The organism is Pseudomonas sp. GL_139_B, assembly GCF_057834475.1.
Map to the genome: position 1 here is coordinate 6096065 of NZ_CM174403.1, position 21013 is coordinate 6117077.

Annotated in this window: 19 protein-coding genes and 1 pseudogene; 6 read left to right on the forward strand and 14 right to left on the reverse strand. The window is 59.7% G+C overall.

Annotated features, from left to right (window positions below; translation table 11 throughout):
- Positions 1 to 79: 79 nt before the first annotated feature.
- From AC3ISI_RS27980 to AC3ISI_RS27995, 4 genes are all read right to left on the reverse strand, one after another.
- The gene (locus tag AC3ISI_RS27980; RefSeq protein WP_489334705.1) at positions 80 to 1978 is read right to left on the reverse strand and encodes an FTR1 family protein; all 1899 of its coding nucleotides are present in this window, start codon (positions 1976 to 1978) and stop codon (positions 80 to 82) included.
- A gap of 150 nt (positions 1979 to 2128) precedes the next feature.
- The gene (locus tag AC3ISI_RS27985) at positions 2129 to 2761 is read right to left on the reverse strand and encodes a LysE family transporter (protein WP_489334706.1); all 633 of its coding nucleotides are present in this window, start codon (positions 2759 to 2761) and stop codon (positions 2129 to 2131) included.
- 250 nt (positions 2762 to 3011) lie between these two features.
- Positions 3012 to 3593 (reverse strand): mechanosensitive ion channel domain-containing protein, encoded by a 582-nt coding sequence (locus tag AC3ISI_RS27990; RefSeq protein ID WP_489334707.1) that lies wholly within the window; start codon positions 3591 to 3593, stop codon positions 3012 to 3014.
- Complete coding sequence (locus AC3ISI_RS27995; RefSeq protein ID WP_489334708.1) at positions 3593 to 5503, reverse strand: ATP-binding cassette domain-containing protein; 1911 nt, start codon at positions 5501 to 5503, stop codon at positions 3593 to 3595. Before AC3ISI_RS27995 ends, AC3ISI_RS27990 begins: the two co-directional genes overlap by 1 nt.
- A gap of 50 nt (positions 5504 to 5553) precedes the next feature.
- Here AC3ISI_RS27995 and AC3ISI_RS28000 point away from each other — a divergent pair, with 50 nt between their 5' ends.
- Positions 5554 to 6018: a TIGR02444 family protein gene (locus tag AC3ISI_RS28000; protein WP_489334709.1), complete on the forward strand. Its 465-nt coding sequence runs from the start codon at positions 5554 to 5556 to the stop codon at positions 6016 to 6018.
- Here the strand turns inward: AC3ISI_RS28000 and AC3ISI_RS28005 are convergent.
- Complete coding sequence (locus tag AC3ISI_RS28005) at positions 6015 to 7085, reverse strand: AlgP family protein (protein WP_489334710.1); 1071 nt, start codon at positions 7083 to 7085, stop codon at positions 6015 to 6017. The two genes, AC3ISI_RS28000 and AC3ISI_RS28005, sit on opposite strands and share 4 nt — an antisense overlap.
- 192 nt (positions 7086 to 7277) lie before the next feature.
- Here AC3ISI_RS28005 and AC3ISI_RS28010 point away from each other — a divergent pair, with 192 nt between their 5' ends.
- Positions 7278 to 7943, forward strand: a complete 666-nt coding sequence (locus AC3ISI_RS28010) for an FKBP-type peptidyl-prolyl cis-trans isomerase (protein ID WP_489334711.1) — start codon at positions 7278 to 7280, stop codon at positions 7941 to 7943.
- 58 nt (positions 7944 to 8001) lie between these two features.
- Here AC3ISI_RS28010 and rsd read toward each other — a convergent pair whose 3' ends face one another.
- The 8 genes and pseudogenes from rsd to AC3ISI_RS28050 all read right to left on the reverse strand — a co-directional run.
- Positions 8002 to 8460 carry a sigma D regulator gene (gene rsd, locus AC3ISI_RS28015; RefSeq protein ID WP_489337802.1) on the reverse strand — a complete coding sequence of 153 codons (459 nt, stop codon included), beginning with the start codon at positions 8458 to 8460 and terminating at the stop codon, positions 8002 to 8004.
- 177 nt (positions 8461 to 8637) lie between these two features.
- Complete coding sequence (locus AC3ISI_RS28020) at positions 8638 to 9189, reverse strand: disulfide bond formation protein B (RefSeq protein ID WP_489334712.1); 552 nt, start codon at positions 9187 to 9189, stop codon at positions 8638 to 8640.
- 277 nt (positions 9190 to 9466) lie between these two features.
- Entirely contained in the window at positions 9467 to 10705 is a 1239-nt protein-coding gene (locus AC3ISI_RS28025) for a heme biosynthesis protein HemY (RefSeq protein WP_489334713.1), read from the reverse strand.
- Entirely contained in the window at positions 10702 to 11856 is a 1155-nt protein-coding gene (locus AC3ISI_RS28030; RefSeq protein WP_489334714.1) for a uroporphyrinogen-III C-methyltransferase, read from the reverse strand. Before AC3ISI_RS28030 ends, AC3ISI_RS28025 begins: the two co-directional genes overlap by 4 nt.
- Positions 11857 to 11872: 16 nt before the next feature.
- On the reverse strand, positions 11873 to 12640 hold the full coding sequence (locus AC3ISI_RS28035) for a uroporphyrinogen-III synthase (RefSeq protein WP_489334715.1): 768 nt from the start codon (positions 12638 to 12640) through the stop codon (positions 11873 to 11875).
- Positions 12637 to 13578: a hydroxymethylbilane synthase gene (gene hemC, locus AC3ISI_RS28040; RefSeq protein WP_489334716.1), complete on the reverse strand. Its 942-nt coding sequence runs from the start codon at positions 13576 to 13578 to the stop codon at positions 12637 to 12639. Before hemC ends, AC3ISI_RS28035 begins: the two co-directional genes overlap by 4 nt.
- Positions 13579 to 13715: 137 nt before the next feature.
- A complete protein-coding gene (locus tag AC3ISI_RS28045) occupies positions 13716 to 14462 on the reverse strand; it encodes a LytR/AlgR family response regulator transcription factor (RefSeq protein WP_489334717.1) in 747 nt (248 codons plus the stop codon).
- A pseudogene (locus AC3ISI_RS28050) lies at positions 14459 to 14575 on the reverse strand (sensor histidine kinase); the annotation flags it as partial. The pseudogene AC3ISI_RS28050 and the gene AC3ISI_RS28045, both read right to left, overlap by 4 nt.
- A 345-nt stretch (positions 14576 to 14920) precedes the next feature.
- On the opposite strand from AC3ISI_RS28050, the gene argH reads away from it, so the two are divergent.
- Complete coding sequence (gene argH, locus AC3ISI_RS28055) at positions 14921 to 16315, forward strand: argininosuccinate lyase (RefSeq protein ID WP_489334718.1); 1395 nt, start codon at positions 14921 to 14923, stop codon at positions 16313 to 16315.
- A gap of 104 nt (positions 16316 to 16419) precedes the next feature.
- On the opposite strand, the gene AC3ISI_RS28060 is transcribed toward argH, so the two are convergent.
- Positions 16420 to 17079, reverse strand: a complete 660-nt coding sequence (locus tag AC3ISI_RS28060; protein WP_489334719.1) for a glutathione S-transferase family protein — start codon at positions 17077 to 17079, stop codon at positions 16420 to 16422.
- A gap of 124 nt (positions 17080 to 17203) precedes the next feature.
- Between AC3ISI_RS28060 and AC3ISI_RS28065 the strand changes: the two genes are divergently transcribed.
- The 3 genes from AC3ISI_RS28065 to AC3ISI_RS28075 all read left to right on the forward strand — a co-directional run bounded on the left by AC3ISI_RS28065 (position 17204) and on the right by AC3ISI_RS28075 (position 21011).
- Entirely contained in the window at positions 17204 to 17500 is a 297-nt protein-coding gene (locus AC3ISI_RS28065; protein ID WP_223517769.1) for a hypothetical protein, read from the forward strand.
- A gap of 226 nt (positions 17501 to 17726) precedes the next feature.
- Positions 17727 to 17972 carry a TIGR02647 family protein gene (locus AC3ISI_RS28070; RefSeq protein WP_095164804.1) on the forward strand — a complete coding sequence of 82 codons (246 nt, stop codon included), beginning with the start codon at positions 17727 to 17729 and terminating at the stop codon, positions 17970 to 17972.
- Between the two features lie 195 nt (positions 17973 to 18167).
- Positions 18168 to 21011 carry a class I adenylate cyclase gene (locus tag AC3ISI_RS28075; protein ID WP_489334720.1) on the forward strand — a complete coding sequence of 948 codons (2844 nt, stop codon included), beginning with the start codon at positions 18168 to 18170 and terminating at the stop codon, positions 21009 to 21011.
- Positions 21012 to 21013 lie beyond the last annotated feature (2 nt).

Below are 21013 nucleotides of genomic sequence, written 5' to 3' on the forward strand. Positions count from 1 at the left end.
GAGCAAGCTCGCTCCCACAGAATACACATCATCCTTGTGGGAGCGAGCCTGCTCGCGATTGTGAGCGCAGCGAATGCTGTTAAGAGACTGTCACCCGCTGCTTCTCCGCCATCCGACTACGGCTATACAGCACAACAATCGCAATGATCGCCACGGCCTGAGCACTCAGCGAATACGCATCCGCATGAATGCCCAGCCAGTCAAAATCAAAGAACGGCACCGGCCGGGTGCCGAAGATCCCGGCTTCTTGCAACGCTTTCACGCCATGCCCGGCGAACACCACTGACAACGCGCACAGCAGGCCGGCGTTGATGCTGAAGAACAACGCCAGCGGCAACTTCGCCGAACCGCGCAGGATGACCCACGCCAGACCCACCAACAGCACCAGCGCCGCGGCACCACCGGCCAACACGGCGTTGTGCCCTGCAGGTCCTGCCTGCAGCCACAGGGTTTCGTAGAACAGAATCACTTCGAACAGTTCGCGATACACCGAGAAGAACGCCAGGATCGCAAAGCCAAATCGTCCGCCGCCGCCCACCAGGCTGCTCTTGATGTAATCCTGCCACGCCGCTGCGTGACGACGGTCGTGCATCCACACGCCGAGCCAGAGCACCATGACCGAGGCAAACAACGCCGTCGCGCCTTCCAGCAATTCGCGCTGCGAGCCGCTGACATCGATCACGTACGCCGCCAACGCCCAGGTCCCCAGGCCGGCCAACAACGCCAGGCCCCAACCGACGTTGACGCTGCGCACGGCCGATTGCTGGCCGGTGTTGCGCAGGAAGGCCAGGATTGCCGCCAGCACCAGAATGGCTTCCAGACCTTCACGCAGCAAAATCAGCAGACCGGAGATGAAACTCAGGGACCAGCTCAAGCCATCACTGCCCAGCAAGCCTGCGGATTCCTTCAATTTGGCCTTGGCCGTGTCCAGGCGCTGTTGGGCCTGGGCCACCGGCAAGCCGTCCTGCAACGACTGACGGTAGGCCATCAGCGATTTTTCAGTGTCTTTGCGCACGTTGGCGTCGACGTTGTCCAGAGAGCTTTCGACCAGCTCAAAGCCTTCCAGATACGCCGCGACAGACAGGTCATAGGCCTGATCGTGATCGCCGGCACGGTAGGCGGCGATGCTTTTGTCCAGGGTAGCAGCGGTGTAATCAAGCAACTGCGCCGGGCCACGCTTGACCTGCGGCGGCTGCGCCCGCTGCGCACGGAACGTGGTGGCGGCTTGTAGGCCATCAGCGGCCTGCACTTCGGCCGGCGTCTGACGGCCGAGGTCGGCTATGTTGTAGATCTTGTCGGATTTGGCCGCCGCCGGATCAGCGCTGAAGCTGGCGATGTAGGTGGCTAGATCCCAGCGCTGACGATCGTCAAGCTGATCGGCGAAGGCCGGCATGTCAGTGCCTTCGATGCCTTGGCCCAAGGTGCTAAAGAGCGCGTAGAGACTCAGATGATCCAGGCGTGTCGTATCACGCAGATCGGACGGCGGCGGTGTCAGGCCGACACCCGCCGGGCCGTCGCCAGCCCCCGCATCACCGTGGCACACCGAACAATGCTGGGCATACAACGGCGCACCACGGGTGGGATCCGGGGTAATGATCGGCGCCTGACTGACCTCATAAGTCACGGCCAGTTTCGCCCCGAGTTGGCGCGCCTGACGGGCCACGTCCGCGCCGTCCTGCCTAGCCGCGATGGCACCGGCGAGCGAGCTGACGCCCTGCTCCAACCCGGTTTTCTCCTGCTTGGCCGGCATCGCACCGATCAGGCCTCGCAAGGTTTTGATGGATTCCAGCTGCCCGCGGTACTCGGACTCATCGATCACCTTGCCCGCTTGCACGGTTTGCGGGTAGTCCGCGCTGATGTAATCGAGCAAATGCAGCGCTTGCGGCGCGCCTTCCACAGTGTCGGCCAGCAAATTGGAACTGCACAAGGCAAACAGCGGAAGCACCAGCCAGGCCAGAAAACGGGACGGGGCAGTCATGAATGAATCTCAATTGGTAATACGAAGTAATACATTGTTCCCTCTGAATGGCTTTCACTCAAGCTTTGTTCGCAAGCGCCGCAGGTTCTGTGCTTGTTCGGACATGAAAAAGGCGACCTCAAGGGTCGCCTTTTTTGGAGCTGAGCGCTTTTAAACCACGGCTTTCCGCAGCGTCGCCATGAACGCCGCCGCGCCGATGAACAGCCCGGCAAAGGTGCGGTTCATGCGTTTTTGCTGCTCGGGTGTGCGCAACAGTCGCAGCACCTTGGAGGCCAGCCCGGTGTAACCGGCCATGACGATCAAGTCGACGCAGATCATGGTCACGCCGATGATCAGATACTGCGCCAGCAACGGCGCATGCGGGTCAATGAACTGCGGCAACACCGCAAGCATGAACACCAGCGCCTTGGGGTTGCTGATGTTGACCAGGAAACCACGGAACACCAGCGCCATCGGTTTGCCGATCTGCCGCACGGCCGCGTCATCGCTCATGTCGCTGGGCAGCGCGCGCCATTGCTTGATGGCGAGGTACACCAGGTACGCCACGCCGAACCATTTGATCGCATAGAAGGCAGAAGCTGAAGCCGTGAGGATCGCGCCCACACCGGCGCCGACAATCGCGATCTGCACCGCCAGGCCCAATTGCAGGCCCAGGGCATTCCAGTAACCGCGCCAGAAACCGTACTGCAAACCGCTGGACATCGACGCAATGGCGCCGGCACCGGGAGACAGACTGATCACCCAGCAGGCGGCAAAAAACGCCACCCATGTTTGAAGCTCCATTGCACACCTCGACTCGGACTCGTGACAGACGTCTAAGCTAATGCGGCTTTGGGCTGATGACTACCGATTTTTTTGCAAGATGCGACGCCTGCCGACTAGCGTTTACAGCCTCAGGACCCCTTCGCGGGCAAGCCCGCTCCCACATTGAATCTTCGGTGGACACAAAATTTGTGAACACCTCTGAATCATGTGGGAGCGGGCTTGCCCGCGAAGACGGATTATCAGGCACCCAAAATGGTAGGGGTAAAACCTATTTCTCGAAGCCGCTCGAAGGGAATACATCACTCCCGCGCCAGCGTCGAACCGAGCGCTGGAAGAACAAGCTGTTAGGCACCTGAACCATGGCACTCCCAGTGCCAAGCTCTTCCGCTTCGATCAACGTGGTGTAAAGCAAATTGATCGCCACCACCCGACCTTTGACGCCGGGTTTGTCGGTCGTATCCACCAACTCGACCACGTCGCCGAGGCGAAACGGGCCGACGGTGAAGATCAGGATCGCGCACAGCAAGTTGGAGAGCACACTCCACATGGCGAAAAACGCCACCGCTGCCACCGCGACGAAGCCGGACAGTGCGGTCCAGAGCACAGTGGCCGACACCCCGAGGCGTTCGAGCACGAAAATCAATGCGCTACCCATGATCAGCCAGCGCAGTCCGCCTCGCAGCGGCATCAGCAACTGCGGCGGCAAAGGATAACGCTCGCCCAGCCGGGTCAGGCCTTTGGCAACGAAGCGCTGGGCGAAATAACCGGCCAGCAGAATCAGCAGGATTTGCACGACGAGCCAAATGGGTTCGATCCACACCGCCGGTAACGGCAGCTTGAACGCCTCCATCAAGACAACGCCTCCAGCTCCGCTTGCATGCTTTCAAGCAGTTCGAGCGCTTCCATCCAGGCTTCTTCCAGTTCGGCTTCACGCACCTTCAACTTGGCCTGTTCGGCCAGCAGATCGCGCAAATCATTCTTGCGCGCCGGCTCGTAAATATCGCTGTCGCCAAGGCTGGCATCGATCTTCGCCAGCTTCTCGTGCAGCTTGCCCAGCTCGGCTTCCAGCTTGTCTGCCTCGCGCTTGTGCGGCGCCAGTTGCTGACGCAACGCAGCTGCGGCCTGACGCTGGGCCTTCTTGTCGGTCTTGTCCGGATTGACCGGCGTGTTGTTGACCGGCGCATTGCGCTGGCGATAATCGACCAGCCAACGGGCGTAGTCTTCCAGGTCGCCGTCGAATTCCTCGACCTTGCCGTCCGCCACCAGATAGAAATTGTCCGTGGTGCTTTTGAGCAAATGACGATCGTGGGAAACCACCAGAACCGCGCCACTGAACTCCTGTAGCGCCATGGTCAGCGCCAGACGCATTTCCAGGTCCAGGTGGTTGGTCGGTTCATCGAGCAGCAGCAGGTTCGGCCGATCCCAAGCGATCAACGCCAGGGCCAGACGGGCTTTTTCGCCACCGGAGAAATTCAGCACCGGCTCATCGATACGCGCACCCCGGAAGTCAAACCCACCGAGGAAATCACGCAGGGTCTGCTCACGCTCGGTCGGGGCCAGACGCTGCAAGTGCAACAACGGGCTGGCCTTGGCGTCGAGAGAGTCCAATTGATGCTGGGCGAAGTAGCCAACGACGGTGTTTTCGCCACGGGTCAGGCGACCGGACAACGGCTCGAGTTCACCGGCGAGGTTCTTGATCAGGGTCGATTTGCCGGCGCCGTTCGGGCCGAGCAGACCGATGCGCGCGCCAGGGGTCAGTTGCAACTTGACCTTCTCCAGCACGGCTTTGTCGCCGTACCCCAAACGGGCATCGGACAGGTCGATCAGCGGGCTGGAGATTTTCTGCGATTCACGGAATACGAAATCGAACGGCGAATCAACGTGGGCAGCGGACAGTTCTTCCATCCGTTCCAGCGCCTTGATCCGGCTCTGGGCCTGACGGGCCTTGGTAGCCTGGGCCTTGAAACGGGCGATGTAGCTTTCCATATGCGCACGTTGCGCCTGCTGCTTCTCGTAAGCCTGCTGTTGCTGGGCCAGACGTTCGGCGCGGGCGCGTTCGAAAGCGCTATAACCACCGCGATACAGCGTGATCTTGCGTTGATCGACGTGAGCCACGTGATCGACCACAGCATCGAGGAAGTCTCGGTCGTGGGAAATCAGCAACAACGTGCCGGGGTAACTTTTGAGCCACTCTTCGAGCCAGATAATGGCGTCGAGGTCCAAGTGGTTGGTCGGTTCGTCGAGCAGCAAAAGGTCCGAGGGGCACATCAAAGCCTGAGCCAGGTTCAGACGCATCCGCCAGCCACCGGAGAAATCGCCTACCGGGCGATCCATCTGTTCATTGGTGAACCCAAGGCCGGCCAGCAGTTTGCGGGCCCGAGCGTCGGCGGTGTAACCGTCGGCGCTGTCGAGTTCCGCGTGCAGGCGGGCCTGAGCGGCACCGTCATGCGCCGCTTCGGCTGCGGCGAGGTCACGTTGCACCTCTCGCAGGCGCAGGTCGCCATCGAGCACGTAGTCGACCGCCAGGCGTTCGAGCGTCTCGATTTCCTGGCGCATGTGGGCGATGCGCCAGTCGGCCGGCAGAAAGCAGTCACCCGAGTCCGGGTGCAGTTCGCCCCGGATCAAGGCGAACAGGCTCGATTTGCCGGCGCCGTTGGCACCGATGAGGCCGGCTTTGTGGCCGGCGTGCAGGGTCAGCTCAGCGTCTTCTAGCAGACGTTGAGGGCCACGCTGTAAAGTCAGGTTCTGAAGTCGAATCATAATGGCGGCGGAGTCTACCAGCTTCGCTCGCAACTGGCGCGAGTAGCACTATGTCCTCTGACCTGTGGAGCTTTTCTGTTGACACTTACTGCCGTCGCGGCGTTGAACGGGCGTGCCTGAACTTGCAGTCGGCGGGTGTGAACGTGTGCTTGCTGCTGTGTGGGTTTTGGCTGGGAGAACGTGGCGTCACCTGCAACGAGCAACGATTGCAGTTGCTTCGCGATATAGCCGAGCCTTGGGACGCAGATGTCGTGCAACCCTTGCGCGCTTTGCGCATGCAATGGAAAGCCGACGCTGCCGAAGATGCCGGCCTGCAAAACTTGCGCGAAGAAGTGAAATCGCTGGAAACGGAGGCCGAGCGACATCTGTTGTTGCGACTGGAGCGATCGGCGCAGAGTTGGCCGCAGGGTGAGGCGACCGATCTAACGGCCTGGCTGGAAGGTGTGGCGGCAGGCGCCGCCAACCTGGACCGCGACGCGCTGCATCAGCTGCGCGTCGCGGTAACCGGCACTTAGGAAGCGCTGGTTGGGGTGGTTGCTGCGATCGATGCGGCGGCCGGCGTTGGCGCTGGCGTGGCTGTCGAAGTGGCTGCCGCTAAAGCAGACGTCGCTACCGGAGCCGGGTTGGCTGTCTTGGCAACTGGCGCGGTGGCCGGCTTGGCAACGGCAGGTTTTGCAGCAGCAGGTTTGGCTGCAGGCTTGGTCGCTGGTTTTGCAGCGGTAGGTTTTGCAGCCGGTTTTGCAGCTGCAGGTTTGGCTGCTGGTTTGGCTGCTGGTTTAGCTGAGGCTGGCTTGGTGGCAGCAGCGGGTTTAGCGGCAGCAGTTCTGGCAGCTGGTTTAGCGGCAGGTTTGGCTGCAGCTTTTACAGCGGGTTTCGCAGCAGCTTTTACAGCCGGTTTAGCGGCAGTTCGCGCAGCGGCTGGCTTGGCAGCAGGTTTTGCAGCAGCCGGTTTAGCAGCTGCTGTTCTTGCTGCAGCAGGCTTGGCAGCAGGCGATTTCGCAGCGGGCTTGGCAGCAGCGGTTCTCGCAGCGGCTGGCTTGGCGGCAGGTTTCGCAGCAGCTGTTTTAGCGGCAGGTTTTACAGCAGCTTTTACCGGAGCCTTGGCGGCAGGTTTAGCCGGTGCTTTTGCAGCAGCGGGTTTGGCAGCGGCTTTCTTCGCAGGTGGCGCAGCAGGCTTGGCCGCACGCAGGGACAATGCCTTGCCGACAGCCTCTTTTACACGACCGACGCCCTGGGCCAGTTTCAGGCTTTCTTGAGCATCGCGCTTGAGTTGCAGAATGTAGCTGCGGGTTTCGGATTGACGATCTTTGAGGGCATCGAGCAATTCCTCAAGCTCACTCACCGCGCCCTTGGCTTTGGCTTGTGCCTTGGCCTTGCCGGCCGCTGCGGCGTCCTGCAGTTTGGTACGGGACTTGTGCAATTTTTCTTGTGCTTTTCCGCGCTGCTTTTCCAGTTTGGCGAGCAGTTTTTCAGCATCAGCCAAAGCTTGTGAACAAGCGTTTTCCAAATGCTCGAGCAGGCTGCCCGACAGTTGTTGGAGTAAGTGCAACGGGGTATTTACAGGCTTCTTGGTGGCCGACATGGTTTACCTCCTGGCTGACGTGGGTGCGGCTCATACTAGACCTCTGCTGCTACCGCCGCTAGGGCATGTTGACAGTATCGAAAGCGCTGCGTTGCAACAGATCGAAAATCTTCTGCGCTTGCGCAAAACCAGTTCACCTTTGTGCGCATTCACACTGGCATAATCCAGCGCATCTCAGGCTGGAGAGTGCCCATGTCGCGCTACCTTTTTTTATCGCTGTGCGTGTTTTTTTCGGTGGCTCAGGCTGATGAAAAAACCTTGGCAAATAACGCTCACGATCTTGCTTACAGCTTAGGCGCGAGCCTCGGTGAACGCCTGCGCCAAGAGGTTCCCGATCTGCAACTTCAGGCACTGCTGGAAGGTTTGCAACAGGCGTATCAAGGCAAACCGCTGGCCTTGAAGGACGAACAGATCGAGCGAATTCTGGCCGAGCATGAAGCCCAGCTCGCCGAGCAACCGGCGCTCCCGCAAAGCGAAGCCGCACTCGAAAAAGAGCAGCGCTTTCTCACCGAGGAAAAAGCCAAACCGGGTGTTCGCGAATTGGCGGATGGTGTGTTGCTGACGGAGCTGACGCCCGGTACCGGTGCCAAGGCCGGCCCAAATGGCAAGGTCCAGGTTTTATATGTCGGGCGCCTGCCGGATGGCACAGTATTCGATCAGAATAGTCAGCCGCAGTGGTTCAGTCTCGATAGCGTAATCAGCGGCTGGCGCAGCGCCCTGCAAAACATGCCGGTCGGTGCAAAATGGCGCCTGGTGATTCCATCGTCTCAGGCCTATGGCGCGGAGGGTGCCGGCGACCTGATCGCACCGTTCACGCCGCTGGTATTCGAAGTCGAATTGCGCGGCGTCACCAGCTGAATCGCGGACACAAAAAACGGCGCGCAAAGCGCACCGTTTTTAGCTGACAGAAGGAGATTCAGGCCTGAACCGAATCCTCTTCCTTGTGAGCCGTGTGCAACACTTCAATCAGGCAATCTTCCAGCTCGAAGCGTTCGTGCAACAAACCGCCCAGCTCCTTGAATTTCTCCGCGACGCACTCGCCTGCATCACACAGGTCGTTGAACGCCAGCAGCTTCTCGGTGATGACATCGATGCGCGGGTAGATGGTCTCGGCCAGCTCCAGACCACGCTTGTCGTTAAAGGCCTTGGCCTCCCCCGTCAACTGTTCGTAGATCTCGAAGTGTCCGGCAGACACGTAATCGACCAGCACGCCGCAGAATTCCTGCAACGGCTTGCGGTTCTCGCCGAGAGCCTCTGGCTTGGCGCCGAGAGCATCATAGGCTCGAACCAGCTCGTGACGTTCCTGCAACCAACGATCGATCAGCAGATGCACTCCACCCCAACGTTCCTGAGCATTCTGACAACTTTCGAGCATGGTGATCTCTCTTCCCTTGTGGGTCATGCTGCCCTACACCTGTCGCACACTTGAAGGTCAAGTACCGGTCAGGCAGAGCGCCATCGAGCAACATAATTCCAATGACACGTGCGGGCCAGATTATGCCCGCGCGGCTGTGGCTTCAAGGTACGCAGCAGATAAAGTTCATACAAGTGTTTAATCGCTCAACTGCACCCGGTGCGACAACTCGCCGCTGAGTGGTCGCTCGCACGCAAGCCAGACGATGTGCAGCAACTGATAAATCCCCAGAATCGTCATCGCAACAAAGAGCAACAGACTCCACTCTGGAACGCTGAGGTCGAATAACGTCCAGGAAATCTCGGCGCAATCAGCGTCCCCTTGAAACATCTGCGTGACTTGGCATAACCAAGGCATGTTCTCGTACGCCGCCTCCAGGTTGGGCGGGCATGTCGATAACTCATGCAAAGGATCACCCTGCAACAAAATCTGCCGCCACGCCGTAATCGTGCCCGCGAGGCTGCAGAAAAAGCCGAGCAACCAATACAGGAATGATCCAAAACGCTTGGGCCCCTGCACGGAGGCTGTCAAGCAGATACCCGTTAGCAACGCCAGGCAAAACCGCTGCAAAAGGCACAAGCCGCAGGGTCTGAGCCCGACCGAATATTCCAGGTAAAAGGAAACACCCAAGGCCAGGGAACCTGTAATGAACATCATGAAAAACAAGGAGCGTGAGCAGGCCAAAGACATGGCATTTCCGTACCAGTAGAGACAGGTGGTTACGGTAGAGGAAAGCGCGCCAGCCTTTCAAGGCAGGCCGGCACGGACACTTCACCAGAAGTGTAGGGAATTCCCGACAGCACCGAGAGGAATTGATGTAGTCCCTTGTAGGACTCTGCCGACCAGGGACTACAAAGCTAAACAAGCGACGAATTTCGAACGACCGTATCGCGCCAGAGAACCGCTCCCGCCCCTGTAGCCGCTGACGAAGCCTGTGTCCGGCTGCGCCAGTTGCTACTGACCCGCTTCACGCGTGAGCCAGCGCCGGAAGCGGTGCCGCCAGCAGGCGCTCATCGAGCATGCCCAGGCCTTCCTGAAACAGCTGATTACTGCGTTCAGTGTCACCCAGTTGCGCCAGCAATCGCGCCAACTCTGCACAGGCTTCCGGATTGCGCTGAACCCGCAGACTGCTTTCCAGATAATCTCGCGCCTTGCCCCACAAACTGTTTTGCAAACACAAGCGGCCCAATGTCAGCAACAGGCTTGGGTCGCCCGGATGACCTTTGAGCCAGCCCTCTGCAGTCTGTAGCTGGCGAGCCGGATCGCTGCCGCGAACCAGCCCATACAGACGCGCCAGATGGCTGTCGTAATTGCGCTTGAGGGCCGTACGCAACACCTCTTCCGCTTCGATCTGCGCACCCAGCTGCCGCAGCTGCTCGGCATAGGCCAGCACCAGTTGAGGTTCCTGACGCTGAGCCGCAGTGAGTTGCTGCCAGGCGCGACCCAGCGATTGCAGACCGACCTTGCCGTCCTCTTCCTGATGCGCCGCCACAGACAGGTTTTCACCCCACGCACGGCGCTCCAGTTCGGCCAGTTCGGCGGGCGGCAGGACTTTATCCTTGCGCAGCTCGGGCAACAGGCGAATCACCGCCGACCAGTCACCACGCTGCTGAAGCAGGCGCTGCAACTGGCGCAACATCTGGGCGTTATGGGGATGACGTTCATGCATGACCTGAAGGGTTGCCAAGGCGCTTTCAGTATCGCCACGGTCCGTCTGCAATTGGGCGTGATTCAAGGCAATCGCCAATTCAGCCTGCGGCTGGCGCTCGAGGGCACGCTCCAGCAAGTTGTCGCATTCTTCGTAATGACCTTGTTCGTTTGCGGCACGAGCAGCGCCCAGGTAATAGAGCAATGGCTGGCGCTCGGCTTCGGCAGCCCGTTGCAAATGTCGCTGCGCACTCGCCCAGCGACCTTCAGCCAAATCCAGCTGACCGTGCTCGATTGCCACCTGCACCCGACGGCTGCGATTACGGCGCGACCAGGGATTGACCACGCCGCTGGAGGTCATCACCAGTTCAACCAACACCTTGATACCCCAGAACACCAGCCACAATACCGCGACCAACGCCAGGGTCGCCCACAGGCTCGACTCGTAACGAAAGCTCTTGTAGGCGATCAGCACGTAACCGGCATGCTCGGCAATCGCCAATCCCAGCGCAGCAGCAGCGGCGATCACCAGGAACACGATCACATAGAGGCGTTTCATGGCGTTGCCTCCTGGACGGTACCTGCGGCCGGTTTCGCCATCGGTTTGATCGAGTCTTCAGCATTGACATTACGCCGCTCCAGATAACCCTGGACCGCGCTCAGCGTGGCGGTCAGATCCGGCGTAACGACCGTGACCCGCTGTTTGCTCAATTCACCCACCTGCTCGAGCATCACTTTGCTCTGGGGATTGTCCGGGTTGAAGTTGCCGGTCAACACATCTCGCGCCTCTGCCAGTGCCTGGGTGTAAACCGCTGCCTGGCCATTGAGCGCGGCCCATTGCGCCTGCTCCAGTGCCAGGCTCAGGGCAAGACGCACCTGACTCAGGCTCTGCCCGGCCAACAGTGGCCGAACATTTTTGTCAGCGTTGAAGTCGATGCGGATGTAGTGAGAGATCTGATCCCACCACTGCGCCCAACGACTGGCACCGTCGCCATCGGCGGTCAGGCCAAGCAGCGAATCACCCCGGTCCTTGTACTCGGGCGCCAGCTCGGTGAGGTCGATCACCTGATCACGCAGAGCGCCCAGTCGCAAGAACAGTCCAGTGCGATCCGGCTGCTCGGTGCTGCGCAATGCCACCAGGGTTTTGGCCACTTGCTCGCGAGCGGCAAAGGACCCCGGATCATTCTGCTCACGAAGAATTTCGTCGGCACCTTGCACCAACGCCTGAGCGCTGCTGATGTCCTGCAATGCAGAGAGGCGCAGGCTGGCCAGACGCAGCAAGTGCTCGGCCTCGGCCAGACGCCAGTCTTTGCGGCTGGCGCCGAGAACGGTTTCCAAACGCTGATTCAGGCGCTGTTGATCGCCCTGCAACTGCGTCACCAGACGGGCGCGCGCTTCCAGCTCATCAACGGCAGGCAACTGCTCCAGGCGCGCGCTGATGCGCTGCTCATTGAGTTTGAGGTTTTGTGCCTGATCGTTCAGCGCCTGCACCTGTGCCAGTTGCTGTTGGTTATTGGCCTGTAGGTGGCGCGTCTGCCAGACACCCCAACCACCCACCACAACACCGGCAGCGCCGAGCAACAGCGCGACGATTGCCAGCCCATTGCCTCGGTGCTGCACGGCGGCTGGGGGCGCAGTTTCATCCGGAGTTTCAACCCGTGCATCGAGCACTGGCTGGACGTCATCTTTAGGCAAGGCAGTTTCGCTCACGTATCCATCCTTTGCATTAGAGAACGGGCTCGGGATGCTCCCGCAACGCCGTCAGCAATGCCGTGGCGCTGGCGCCGCGACAATCCACAACTGTTTGGGCCCCGGCGGCACGTGCCAGCTCGGCGACCCTTGGGCTTGGAACAAACAACGGCAACTGCGCCAATTGTGGCCAGGCAGCGCCGGCCAATTGATGCAGGTGCTCAAAACCTTGCCCACTGCTGACCACCAGCCCGTTCAAGCGTTCCGCTTCGATCCGGTCAGGCAGTGCGGCCTGCGGGTAGTGAGGCAGGCCGCGACGGTACAACTCCAGATACTCGACACTAGCACCAAGGCCGCGCAAACGCTCAGCCAGGAGTTCGCGCCCGCCCTCCCCGCGCATGATCAACACTCGCGGATCGGGCCGCGTAATAGCCTCGCGCAACTGCGCAAGCTCAAGCAATGCTTCGCTGTCATCACCTTCGGCCGGACAGGTCACGTCGAGCCCGCCGTCGTCAAGGATTTGCGCGGTGGCGGCGCCCACACTGAACCACTTCAGCGCAGGGGGGTGCGGCCAATACCGGCTGACCAGCTCGACGCCGATTCTGGCCGCGGGTTTACTGACCACGATCACCGCGCAAAAACGATCCAGCTTCTGAATCGCAGCGCACATTGTGTCAGAGACTGGAATCGGCTCGATTTCCAAAAGCGGCAAGCTGCTGCTGAAAATCCCCGCTTGCGCAAGAATATCGCTCAGCACCGCGGACTCATCCGCAGGGCGTGTCAGCAGCAAGCGCCAACCTGTCACTCGTGACCTGCCTCGCCATACACCGCTTTCAGAATATCGCCAGCGCCCTGGCTCAAAAGGTCTTCGGCCACTTGTATGCCCAAGGACTCGGCATCGGCGCGTGGCGCGCGGGCCTCAGCACTGAGCAACAGACCACCACTGGGATCACCGACCAGACCACGCAACCAGATCTGTTCGCCTTCGAGCACGGCATAGCAGGCGATCGGCACTTGGCAGCCGCCATTCAAATGTTTGTTAAGTGCACGTTCGGCTGTCACGCGAGTGGCGGTGTCCTGATGATGCAATGGCGCCAACAAGGCATGAATTTCGCTGTCCGCCGTGCGGCATTCGATACCCACCGCGCCCTGACCACCCGCCGGCAAGCTGTCATCAACACTGATTGCCGAGGTAATACGGTCTTCGAAGCCCAGACGAATCAGGCCAGCGGCGGCAAGGATAATGGCGTCGTATTCACCGGCATCGAGCTTGGCCAGGCGCGTATTGACGTTGCCGCGCAGGAAGCGGATCTCCAAATCCGGACGGCGGGTCAGCAACTGTGCCTGACGGCGCAGGCTGGAGGTGCCGACGATGCTGCCTGGCGGCAACTCATCCAGACTGGCGTAGGTGTTGGAGACGAAAGCATCGCGCGGGTCTTCACGCTCGCAGATGCAAAACAGGCCAAGGCCTTCGGGGAAGTCCATCGGCACGTCTTTCATGGAGTGCACAGCGATGTCGGCTTCATTGTCCAGCAGCGCGGTTTCCAATTCTTTGACGAACAGGCCCTTACCGCCGATTTTCGACAGTGGCGAGTCCAGCAGCTTGTCGCCGCGACTGACCATGGGCACCAATGTCACGAGCAGACCGGGATGGGCCTCTTCCAGACGGGCTTTGACGTACTCGGCCTGCCATAGGGCCAGGGCACTTTTGCGGGTGGCGATGCGGATTTCGCGAGTGGACATGGATCAATCCGTACTGAATAGATACGGCGGATAATAACAGCTCAGCCAAATCCACTTTGACTTGTATCAGAAACTGCGTGGCCTCCCTGGCCTTGAAATCCTGCAAGCGGGTGTGAAGTTCGCCGGTGAATGGCGGCTTAAAGCTGCTGCATCATCTTGCGTACACCGGCCACATGGCGCCGGCTGACGATCAATGCATCACCGTTCAAGCCTTTAAGGAACAGCTGGAAATGCCCCAAAGGCGTGCGTTGCAGGCGTTCTATGCGATCGCGGGCGACCAGAGCGTTGCGGTGGATACGCACGAATCTTTCGCCAAACTCATCCTCAAGGGCCTTGAGCGGTTCATCCAGCAGCACTTCGCCGCCTTCGTGGCGCAGGGTTACGTATTTGTGATCGGCAATGAAGTACACCACCTGATCCAACGGTATCAGCTCGATACCCTTGCGGGTTCGCGCGCTGATGTGGCTACGGGGACCGCTGCCACTTTCGGCGGCGGGGCGTGTCAGTGCAGCGAGCTGGAGACGGTTGGGGCGCTCGGCTTTCTTTAATGCTTCGTGAAGATGTTCAGTACGCACAGGTTTCACCACATAGCCTACGGCGCTGGCCTGTAAGGCTTCCACGGCAAATTCATCGGGTCCTAAACAAAACACCACAGCGGGCGGAGTTTCGCGTTCGCACAACCGCGCAGCCACTTGCAGGCCATCAAGGCCTGGCATGCGGATATCGAGCAGCACGATATCCGGCTTGTGGCTGTCGATCAGTGCCAACGCCTCTTCGCCGTTTGTGGCGCTGGGCTCCAGGACACTGTATCCCTCGAGTTCACCGACCATTCGGCTCAGGCGCTCGCGGGCCAAGGGTTCGTCATCAACGATCAGGACATTCATATTGCGCTGGATTCCTGCGTGAGTCTCGCACAAGGATAGCGTAGACAGGTGAAGTGACGTCCGTCACCGCGATCCACGCTAAGACTAGCGCGAGGGCCAAAAAGTGCCGCGAAATCGGCGGCTAAATTTTCAACTGCCGCTTGATTGAAGGCTCTGGCCCGCGTTGGCGAGGGATTCCCGTAGGGTTTGTCGATACACAATATGAACACCCTCTATTTTTATAGTCGGTTAGCGCGTCAAGAAATGCGCGGATACTACTGTCCAACTGTAGACGGTTGCCGGGACGATATTGCTCAATTGACAAATATCGTTGCGCAATTTCGCAAAGGCTCACCTTGAGTATGGACCGCGGTTTAAGAAAAAACGTATCGACCAGTGTCAGCGACAGGATTGGCAACCCTGTTATTATCCGCGACAGCTTTCAACGTCACTTTTCTCCAGCCGATACGAGCGAATTCATGAGCACTGACAAGACCAATCAGTCCTGGGGCGGCCGCTTCAGTGAACCCGTCGACGCCTTCGTCGCCCGCTTCACCGCCTCCGTCACTTTCGACCAGCGCCTGTATCGCCACGACATCATGGGCTCGATCGCCCACGCCACCATGCTGGCCAAGGTCGGCGTGCTGACCGATGCCGAGCGCGACAGCATCATCGATGGCCTGAACACCATTCAGGGTGAAATCGAGGCCGGTCAGTTCGACTGGCGCATCGACCTCGAAGACGTGCACATGAACATCGAGGCACGCCTGACCGACCGCATCGGCGTCACCGGTAAAAAGCTGCACACCGGCCGTAGCCGTAACGACCAGGTCGCCACCGATATCCGCCTGTGGCTGCGCGATGAGATCGACTTGATCCTGGGCGAAGTTACCCGACTGCAAAAAGGCTTGCTGGAGCAGGCCGAGCGCGAAGCCGGCAGCATCATGCCCGGCTTCACTCACCTGCAAACCGCACAGCCCGTGACTTTCGGGCACCACATGCTGGCCTGGTTTGAAATGCTCAGCCGCGACTACGAGCGTCTGGTCGACTGCCGCAAGCGCACCAACCGCATGCCATTGGGCAGCGCCGCGCTGGCCGGCACCACCTACCCAATCGATCGAGAATACACTGCGCAGCTACTGGGCTTCGACTCCGTTGGCGGCAACTCACTGGACAACGTGTCCGATCGTGACTTCGCCATCGAGTTCTGCTCGGCGGCAAGCATCGCGATGATGCACCTGTCGCGCTTCTCCGAAGAGTTGGTGCTGTGGACCAGCGCGCAGTTCCAGTTCATCGATCTGCCAGACCGCTTCTGTACCGGCAGCTCGATCATGCCGCAAAAGAAAAACCCCGACGTGCCGGAACTGGTTCGTGGCAAGTCCGGTCGCGTCTTTGGCGCGCTGATGGGCTTGCTGACCTTGATGAAGGGCCAGCCGTTGGCCTACAACAAGGACAACCAGGAAGACAAAGAGCCGCTGTTCGACGCCGCCGACACCCTGCGCGACTCGTTGCGCGCCTTTGCCGACATGATCCCGGCGATCAAACCCAAGCACGCCATGATGCGCGAAGCAGCGCTGCGTGGTTTCTCCACCGCCACCGACCTGGCCGATTACCTGGTGCGCCGTGGCCTGCCGTTCCGTGACTGCCACGAAATCGTTGGTCATGCCGTGAAGTACGGCGTGGAGAGCGGTAAGGACCTGGCGGAAATGAGCCTGGAAGAGCTGCGCAAATTCAGCGACCAGATTGATCAGGACGTGTTTGCCGTGCTGACCCTGGAAGGCTCGGTCAATGCGCGCAACCATATCGGCGGTACCGCGCCGGCGCAGGTCAAGCTGGCAGTGGTTCGCGGCCAGGCACTGCTCGCCAGCCGCTAAAAGCTTCGCGAGCAGGCTCGCTCCCACAGGGTCCGGTGTGTTCAACACTTTTCACTGTGGGAGCGAGCCTGCTCGCGATGACTGACTTCAGAACGCTACAAAACCTACTTTTTGGACGCGATCATCGCCATAAAGGCTGGCATCGCCGCCTCCCTGTCCGCCGCAATCCGTTGCACATTCGGATTCTCTCCCAAACGCTCCAACAGCACCTTGGCCGCCGGCATCTCGGCCAACAAATCCAGGCCAAACAGTTTCTTCCCTACAGCACACGCCAAGGGCACGCTATACAAGAAATAAACGTCGGCAATGCTCAGACTGTCCCCCGCCACATAAGGGGCGAACTTGCCGTGCCGCGCCAGCGAGGCGAACCCCAGCAGCAACTCGGACTTGGTCCTCTCCTTGATCGCCTCCGGCACCTGCATGCCAAAAAACGCCTCGCCGTAGCACATGCGGCCCGGCAGTTCGATGTACAGCTCGATTTCCTTGGCCAGCGCCAGCACCTGTGCGCGCTCGAAAGGATCGCTGGGTAATAGCTGCGTGCCTTTCTGGCTCTGCTCGATGTACTCGAGAATCACCGCCGTCTCATTGATAAAACCTTGCTCGGTGTACAGCACCGGTACTTTGCCGCGCGGACTGATAGCCAATGCTTCCGGGCTGGTGCCGCCATAAAACGGCACCTCTTCAAATGGCAGTCCCTTCTCGAGCAGCGCCAGTTTCACCATGTTGTAGTAGTTGCTGACAGAAAATCCATAAAGCTTGAGCATCACAAAGCCTCCAGGCCGTGCGGGGTTGGCAGTCCTGTTTTATAGAACGTCAGGGCAAATCTCGCCAGCAGCATCACAGCCCTGAATGCGGGTAAACTGGCCGCCTTAACTTGAGGAGCCTGCCATGAGCGAGCCAACCCCCGGCATCAACAACGACGAAATCGACGAAGAAGAGTTCGCCGAAAACACTCTGATCGAAGCCATCGAAAACCAGATCGAAAGTGACAACCCGCCTGCGGCCAAGGCGACCTTCAACAAGTTGACGCTGGTCGGTTACGAGCGTGAAGAAATCCTCAATTTGATGGCGCACGTGTTGGCGGTAGAAATCGACGCGATCCTCGAAGAGGACCGCGCATTCAATACCGAATGGTACGAAACAGCACTGCGCGCACTGCCGGAATTGCCGCCGGAAAAGAAGTAAGCGAACACCGTACGGGAGCGGGCAATCCGCTCCTACACAATTTGTCACCCATCAATCCCGCCTTCCCCCATACCCTGACTACACTGGTACCCACCCCGCTGCCGCACCACCCGCCGGGGAATGCTTCCCGAGGTGAAAAAACCCTGATGCAGGCACTGGACATGCCGCACAAGTGGGCTCACCTTAGGGACGCTGTCGTCCAATTCCTAGAAAGTCTGGAGTCCTTATGTCGCTTACCCCTGAGTTGGTTGCCGAACTGGAAATCCTCGCACTCTTCAACCTGGACAGTTCCCAGGAAGGTTTGAAAATTCATCAGACCGCGGCCCCGAAAGCCATTGCCGCTGCCCAACGCTTGTTTGAAAAAGAACTGATCGACCAGCCCGATGGCGGTTACTTGACCAGCCTGGGGCGTGACGCCGCGCAAAATGTGCAAACGGTGCTGACCATACTGAGCGTCGAAGAAACAGCCTGAAGATCATCACATCGCCCACGGAAACCCCTGCAATCGGGATTTCCGCGGGCCTACTCCGTGACCGTCCGTACCCGCGCGATAGAAACCTGACGTCAAAAAACAAATATCAGCTTAAGAGTGGCAGGCCCGAGGCGCTAAACTACCCCCTCATCCGCCGACCCCACTTCCGAGCCTCGCGAGCCGGTTTGAGCTGACATGACCCGCACCCATGAAATCCGCCCCGATCTGGACGAGGGAATCGACCGCAAGGTTCTCAGCCAACTACGTGCACGTTTTCTAAAGCTCAACGAAGGTCGCATGGCCCGGGCCATGGAAGGATTGTCGACCCGCCAGCAAACAGTGCTGACACTACTACCGCTGTTTTTCCACGTTAATCATCCGTTATTGCCGGGGTATGTTTCCGGCAGCACGCCGGCTGGGCTGTCGAACTTCGAGCCTGATGCCAATACCCTCGCTGAAGCGCAACGCCTGACTCGCTCGTTCTCTTACAAACCACGCCACGGCAGCAATCCGCCACGACCGATCCACGGGCTGTTCCTGATGGGCAGCCTTGGCACGCTGGCTCAAGCAGATCAAAGCGACATGGACGTTTGGGTCTGTCATGCGCCGGACCTAGGCGAAAGCGAACTCGCCGAGCTGCGTAAAAAGTGCCAGCTGCTGGAAGGCTGGGCCGCCACTCAGGGTGCCGAGGCGCATTTCTTCCTGATCGACCCAACACGCTTCGTGCTCGGCGAACGCGATACCCAGTTGAGTTCCGAAGACTGCGGCACCACCCAGCATTACCTGCTGCTGGACGAGTTCTACCGCACCGCCATTTGGCTGGCGGGCCGCACTCCCATCTGGTGGCTAGTGCCGGTCTACGAAGAATCAGCCTACGACCGGTACACCCACACGCTCCTGTCCAAACGCTTCATTCGAGCCGATGAAAGCCTGGACCTGGGGCATCTGGCCTACATCCCTCCCGGTGAATTCATCGGCGCCGGGCTCTGGCAGTTGTTCAAGGGCATCGAGTCACCCTACAAGTCGGTGCTTAAGCTGCTGCTGACCGAGGTCTATGCCAGCGAACACCCCAAGGTTCATTGCCTGAGCCTGCGTTTCAAGCAAGCCGTATTCGCCAATCAACTGGATCTCGACGAGCTGGACCCTTACATCGTGGTCTACCGGCGCATCGAGGAATACCTCAAGGCTCGGGGCGAACCGGAACGGCTGGAATTGGTGCGCCGCGCGCTGTACCTGAAGGTCAATCGCAAACTCACCGGCAACAGCCGCACTCAAAGCTGGCAACGTTCACTGCTCGAGCGGCTGGCTCAGGAATGGAGCTGGGATCAGCGGCAACTGGCGCTGCTCGATAGCCGCAGCCAATGGAAAGTCCGCCAGGTCAGCGCTGAACGCCGTGCCCTGGTCAACGAGCTGAACTACAGCTATCGCTTCCTGACCCAATTCGCGCGCACTGAACACACCGTCAGCCTGATCAACAAACGCGACCTCAACGTGTTGGGTCGAAGGCTGTATGCGGCCTTTGAGCGCAAGGCCGACAAGGTCGAATTTATCAACCCGGGCATTGCCCCGGACTTGGCCGAAGACACGCTGACACTGGTGCAGGCGTCCAACAAGAAAGAGCCGGGGCAAAGTCAGTGGGGTTTGTACAACGGCAGCCTGACCGCTCAGGAGTGGGAGCATTTCGCGCCGATCAAGCGCAGCCGCCAATTACTGGAGCTCCTGAGCTGGTGTCACCGCAATGGCGTGATCGACAGCAGCACGCGGATCGCACTGCACCCTGGCGCCAGCGACCTGAGCGAGTTCGAACTGTTTAACCTGCTCGGCAGCCTGCAACAGACTATCGCCCTGCCCCTGTCCACCGTCGCAGAGGAGCCGTTGCTGCGCGCCAGCGTACCAAACGAGGTGCTGATTCTGGTGAACGTTGGCGTCGATCCGCTCAAGCACCATCGCGACTTGAACATCCTGATGACCACCGAGCGCACCGACTCCCTGAGCTATGCCGGGGTCCGCGAGAACCTCGTGCTGACCCTGGACCAGGTCACGCTCAACAGCTGGAACGAAGTGCTGGTCAGCCGCTATGACGGCCCTCACGCTTTGCTCGACTGCCTGCGCGCTTACCTCAACAACCTGTCGAGCGGGCCACAGCAACCCAAACTACGGGTTCGTTGTTTCTGCCATAACCGTGCGCAGTTCATTGCCCGACGGGTTGAAGAGGTGATCGACACCGCGCAGAACCTGCTGCTGAGCAACCTCAATCACCGCTACCTGATCCAGGTCCAACAGCATTTTCACGTGCTGGAATTGGTGCCGGGCCAGGTTCATCACGTCGCCATCGCCACCTTGCCGGCGCTGATCGATTACCTGGGGGAGGAACTGGCCGGGTACAGCCCGCTGCACCTGGACCCAATGGCGCTGGAAGACCACGACCTCGCGCTGATCCTGCCGATGGGCCAGCCCGAGTGCATTCAGGTGTTCTACAGAATCAACGAGGATCAGGCCGACCTCTACGTTCTGGATGAATTCAATGCGCTGTGGCAGCAACGCTTGCCCTATCACGACGAACAAAGTCTGTTGGTGCCGCTGCAGCGTTTCCTGCAATCGATCCAGTACCGGCGCGACGCCTTGTTGCCGATGGACGCCGCGCAGCCCCTGAGCCTGGACACGCGGTACTACCAACTGCTGCCGTCCGGCCCCGGGCGGGCGCGCCGGGTCGAAGCGCGTCCTGCGCCGCAAACGCCGGTCAACAAACCTTTCTACGACGTACAGGCAATCATCGGCAAAGCCGCGCCGGACAGGGTGCAGGTAACGTTGTATTGCAATCAGCGAGAGTTTTCAGAGCTGGAACATAGCGACCGACTGTTCAGCGTGGTCGCGCAAGAAATCGTCGAGCAACGTCACGAAACCGAACGCTATCGCTGCTACATCACCGACCTGGACCTTTCGGGCCTGCTCGGTGACAGTCAGAGCTCCAGCAATCTGTACCTGCGCTACAAGGCCGACCTGGAGCGCTCGTTGAACGAGGCGCTCGAACAGGTCTGAGG

Bases quoted from the DNA above. Each gene is read 5' to 3' on its own strand.
- AC3ISI_RS27990 (WP_489334707.1), bottom strand. From the start codon at position 3,593: ATGGAGGCGTTCAAGCTGCCGTTACCGGCGGTGTGGATCGAACCCATT.
- argH (WP_489334718.1), top strand. From the start codon at position 14,921: ATGAGCACTGACAAGACCAATCAGTCCTGGGGCGGCCGCTTCAGTGAA.
- AC3ISI_RS28075 (WP_489334720.1), top strand. From the start codon at position 18,168: ATGACCCGCACCCATGAAATCCGCCCCGATCTGGACGAGGGAATCGAC.
- AC3ISI_RS28070 (WP_095164804.1), top strand. From the start codon at position 17,727: ATGTCGCTTACCCCTGAGTTGGTTGCCGAACTGGAAATCCTCGCACTC.
- AC3ISI_RS28065 (WP_223517769.1), top strand. From the start codon at position 17,204: ATGAGCGAGCCAACCCCCGGCATCAACAACGACGAAATCGACGAAGAA.
- AC3ISI_RS28000 (WP_489334709.1), top strand. From the start codon at position 5,554: ATGTCCTCTGACCTGTGGAGCTTTTCTGTTGACACTTACTGCCGTCGC.
- AC3ISI_RS28005 (WP_489334710.1), bottom strand. From the start codon at position 7,085: ATGTCGGCCACCAAGAAGCCTGTAAATACCCCGTTGCACTTACTCCAA.
- hemC (WP_489334716.1), bottom strand. From the start codon at position 13,578: ATGTCCACTCGCGAAATCCGCATCGCCACCCGCAAAAGTGCCCTGGCC.
- AC3ISI_RS27985 (WP_489334706.1), bottom strand. From the start codon at position 2,761: ATGGAGCTTCAAACATGGGTGGCGTTTTTTGCCGCCTGCTGGGTGATC.
- rsd (WP_489337802.1), bottom strand. From the start codon at position 8,460: ATGCTCGAAAGTTGTCAGAATGCTCAGGAACGTTGGGGTGGAGTGCAT.
- AC3ISI_RS28020 (WP_489334712.1), bottom strand. From the start codon at position 9,189: ATGTCTTTGGCCTGCTCACGCTCCTTGTTTTTCATGATGTTCATTACA.
- AC3ISI_RS28045 (WP_489334717.1), bottom strand. From the start codon at position 14,462: ATGAATGTCCTGATCGTTGATGACGAACCCTTGGCCCGCGAGCGCCTG.
- AC3ISI_RS28010 (WP_489334711.1), top strand. From the start codon at position 7,278: ATGTCGCGCTACCTTTTTTTATCGCTGTGCGTGTTTTTTTCGGTGGCT.
- AC3ISI_RS27995 (WP_489334708.1), bottom strand. From the start codon at position 5,503: ATGATTCGACTTCAGAACCTGACTTTACAGCGTGGCCCTCAACGTCTG.
- AC3ISI_RS28060 (WP_489334719.1), bottom strand. From the start codon at position 17,079: ATGCTCAAGCTTTATGGATTTTCTGTCAGCAACTACTACAACATGGTG.
- AC3ISI_RS27980 (WP_489334705.1), bottom strand. From the start codon at position 1,978: ATGACTGCCCCGTCCCGTTTTCTGGCCTGGCTGGTGCTTCCGCTGTTT.
- AC3ISI_RS28025 (WP_489334713.1), bottom strand. From the start codon at position 10,705: ATGAAACGCCTCTATGTGATCGTGTTCCTGGTGATCGCCGCTGCTGCT.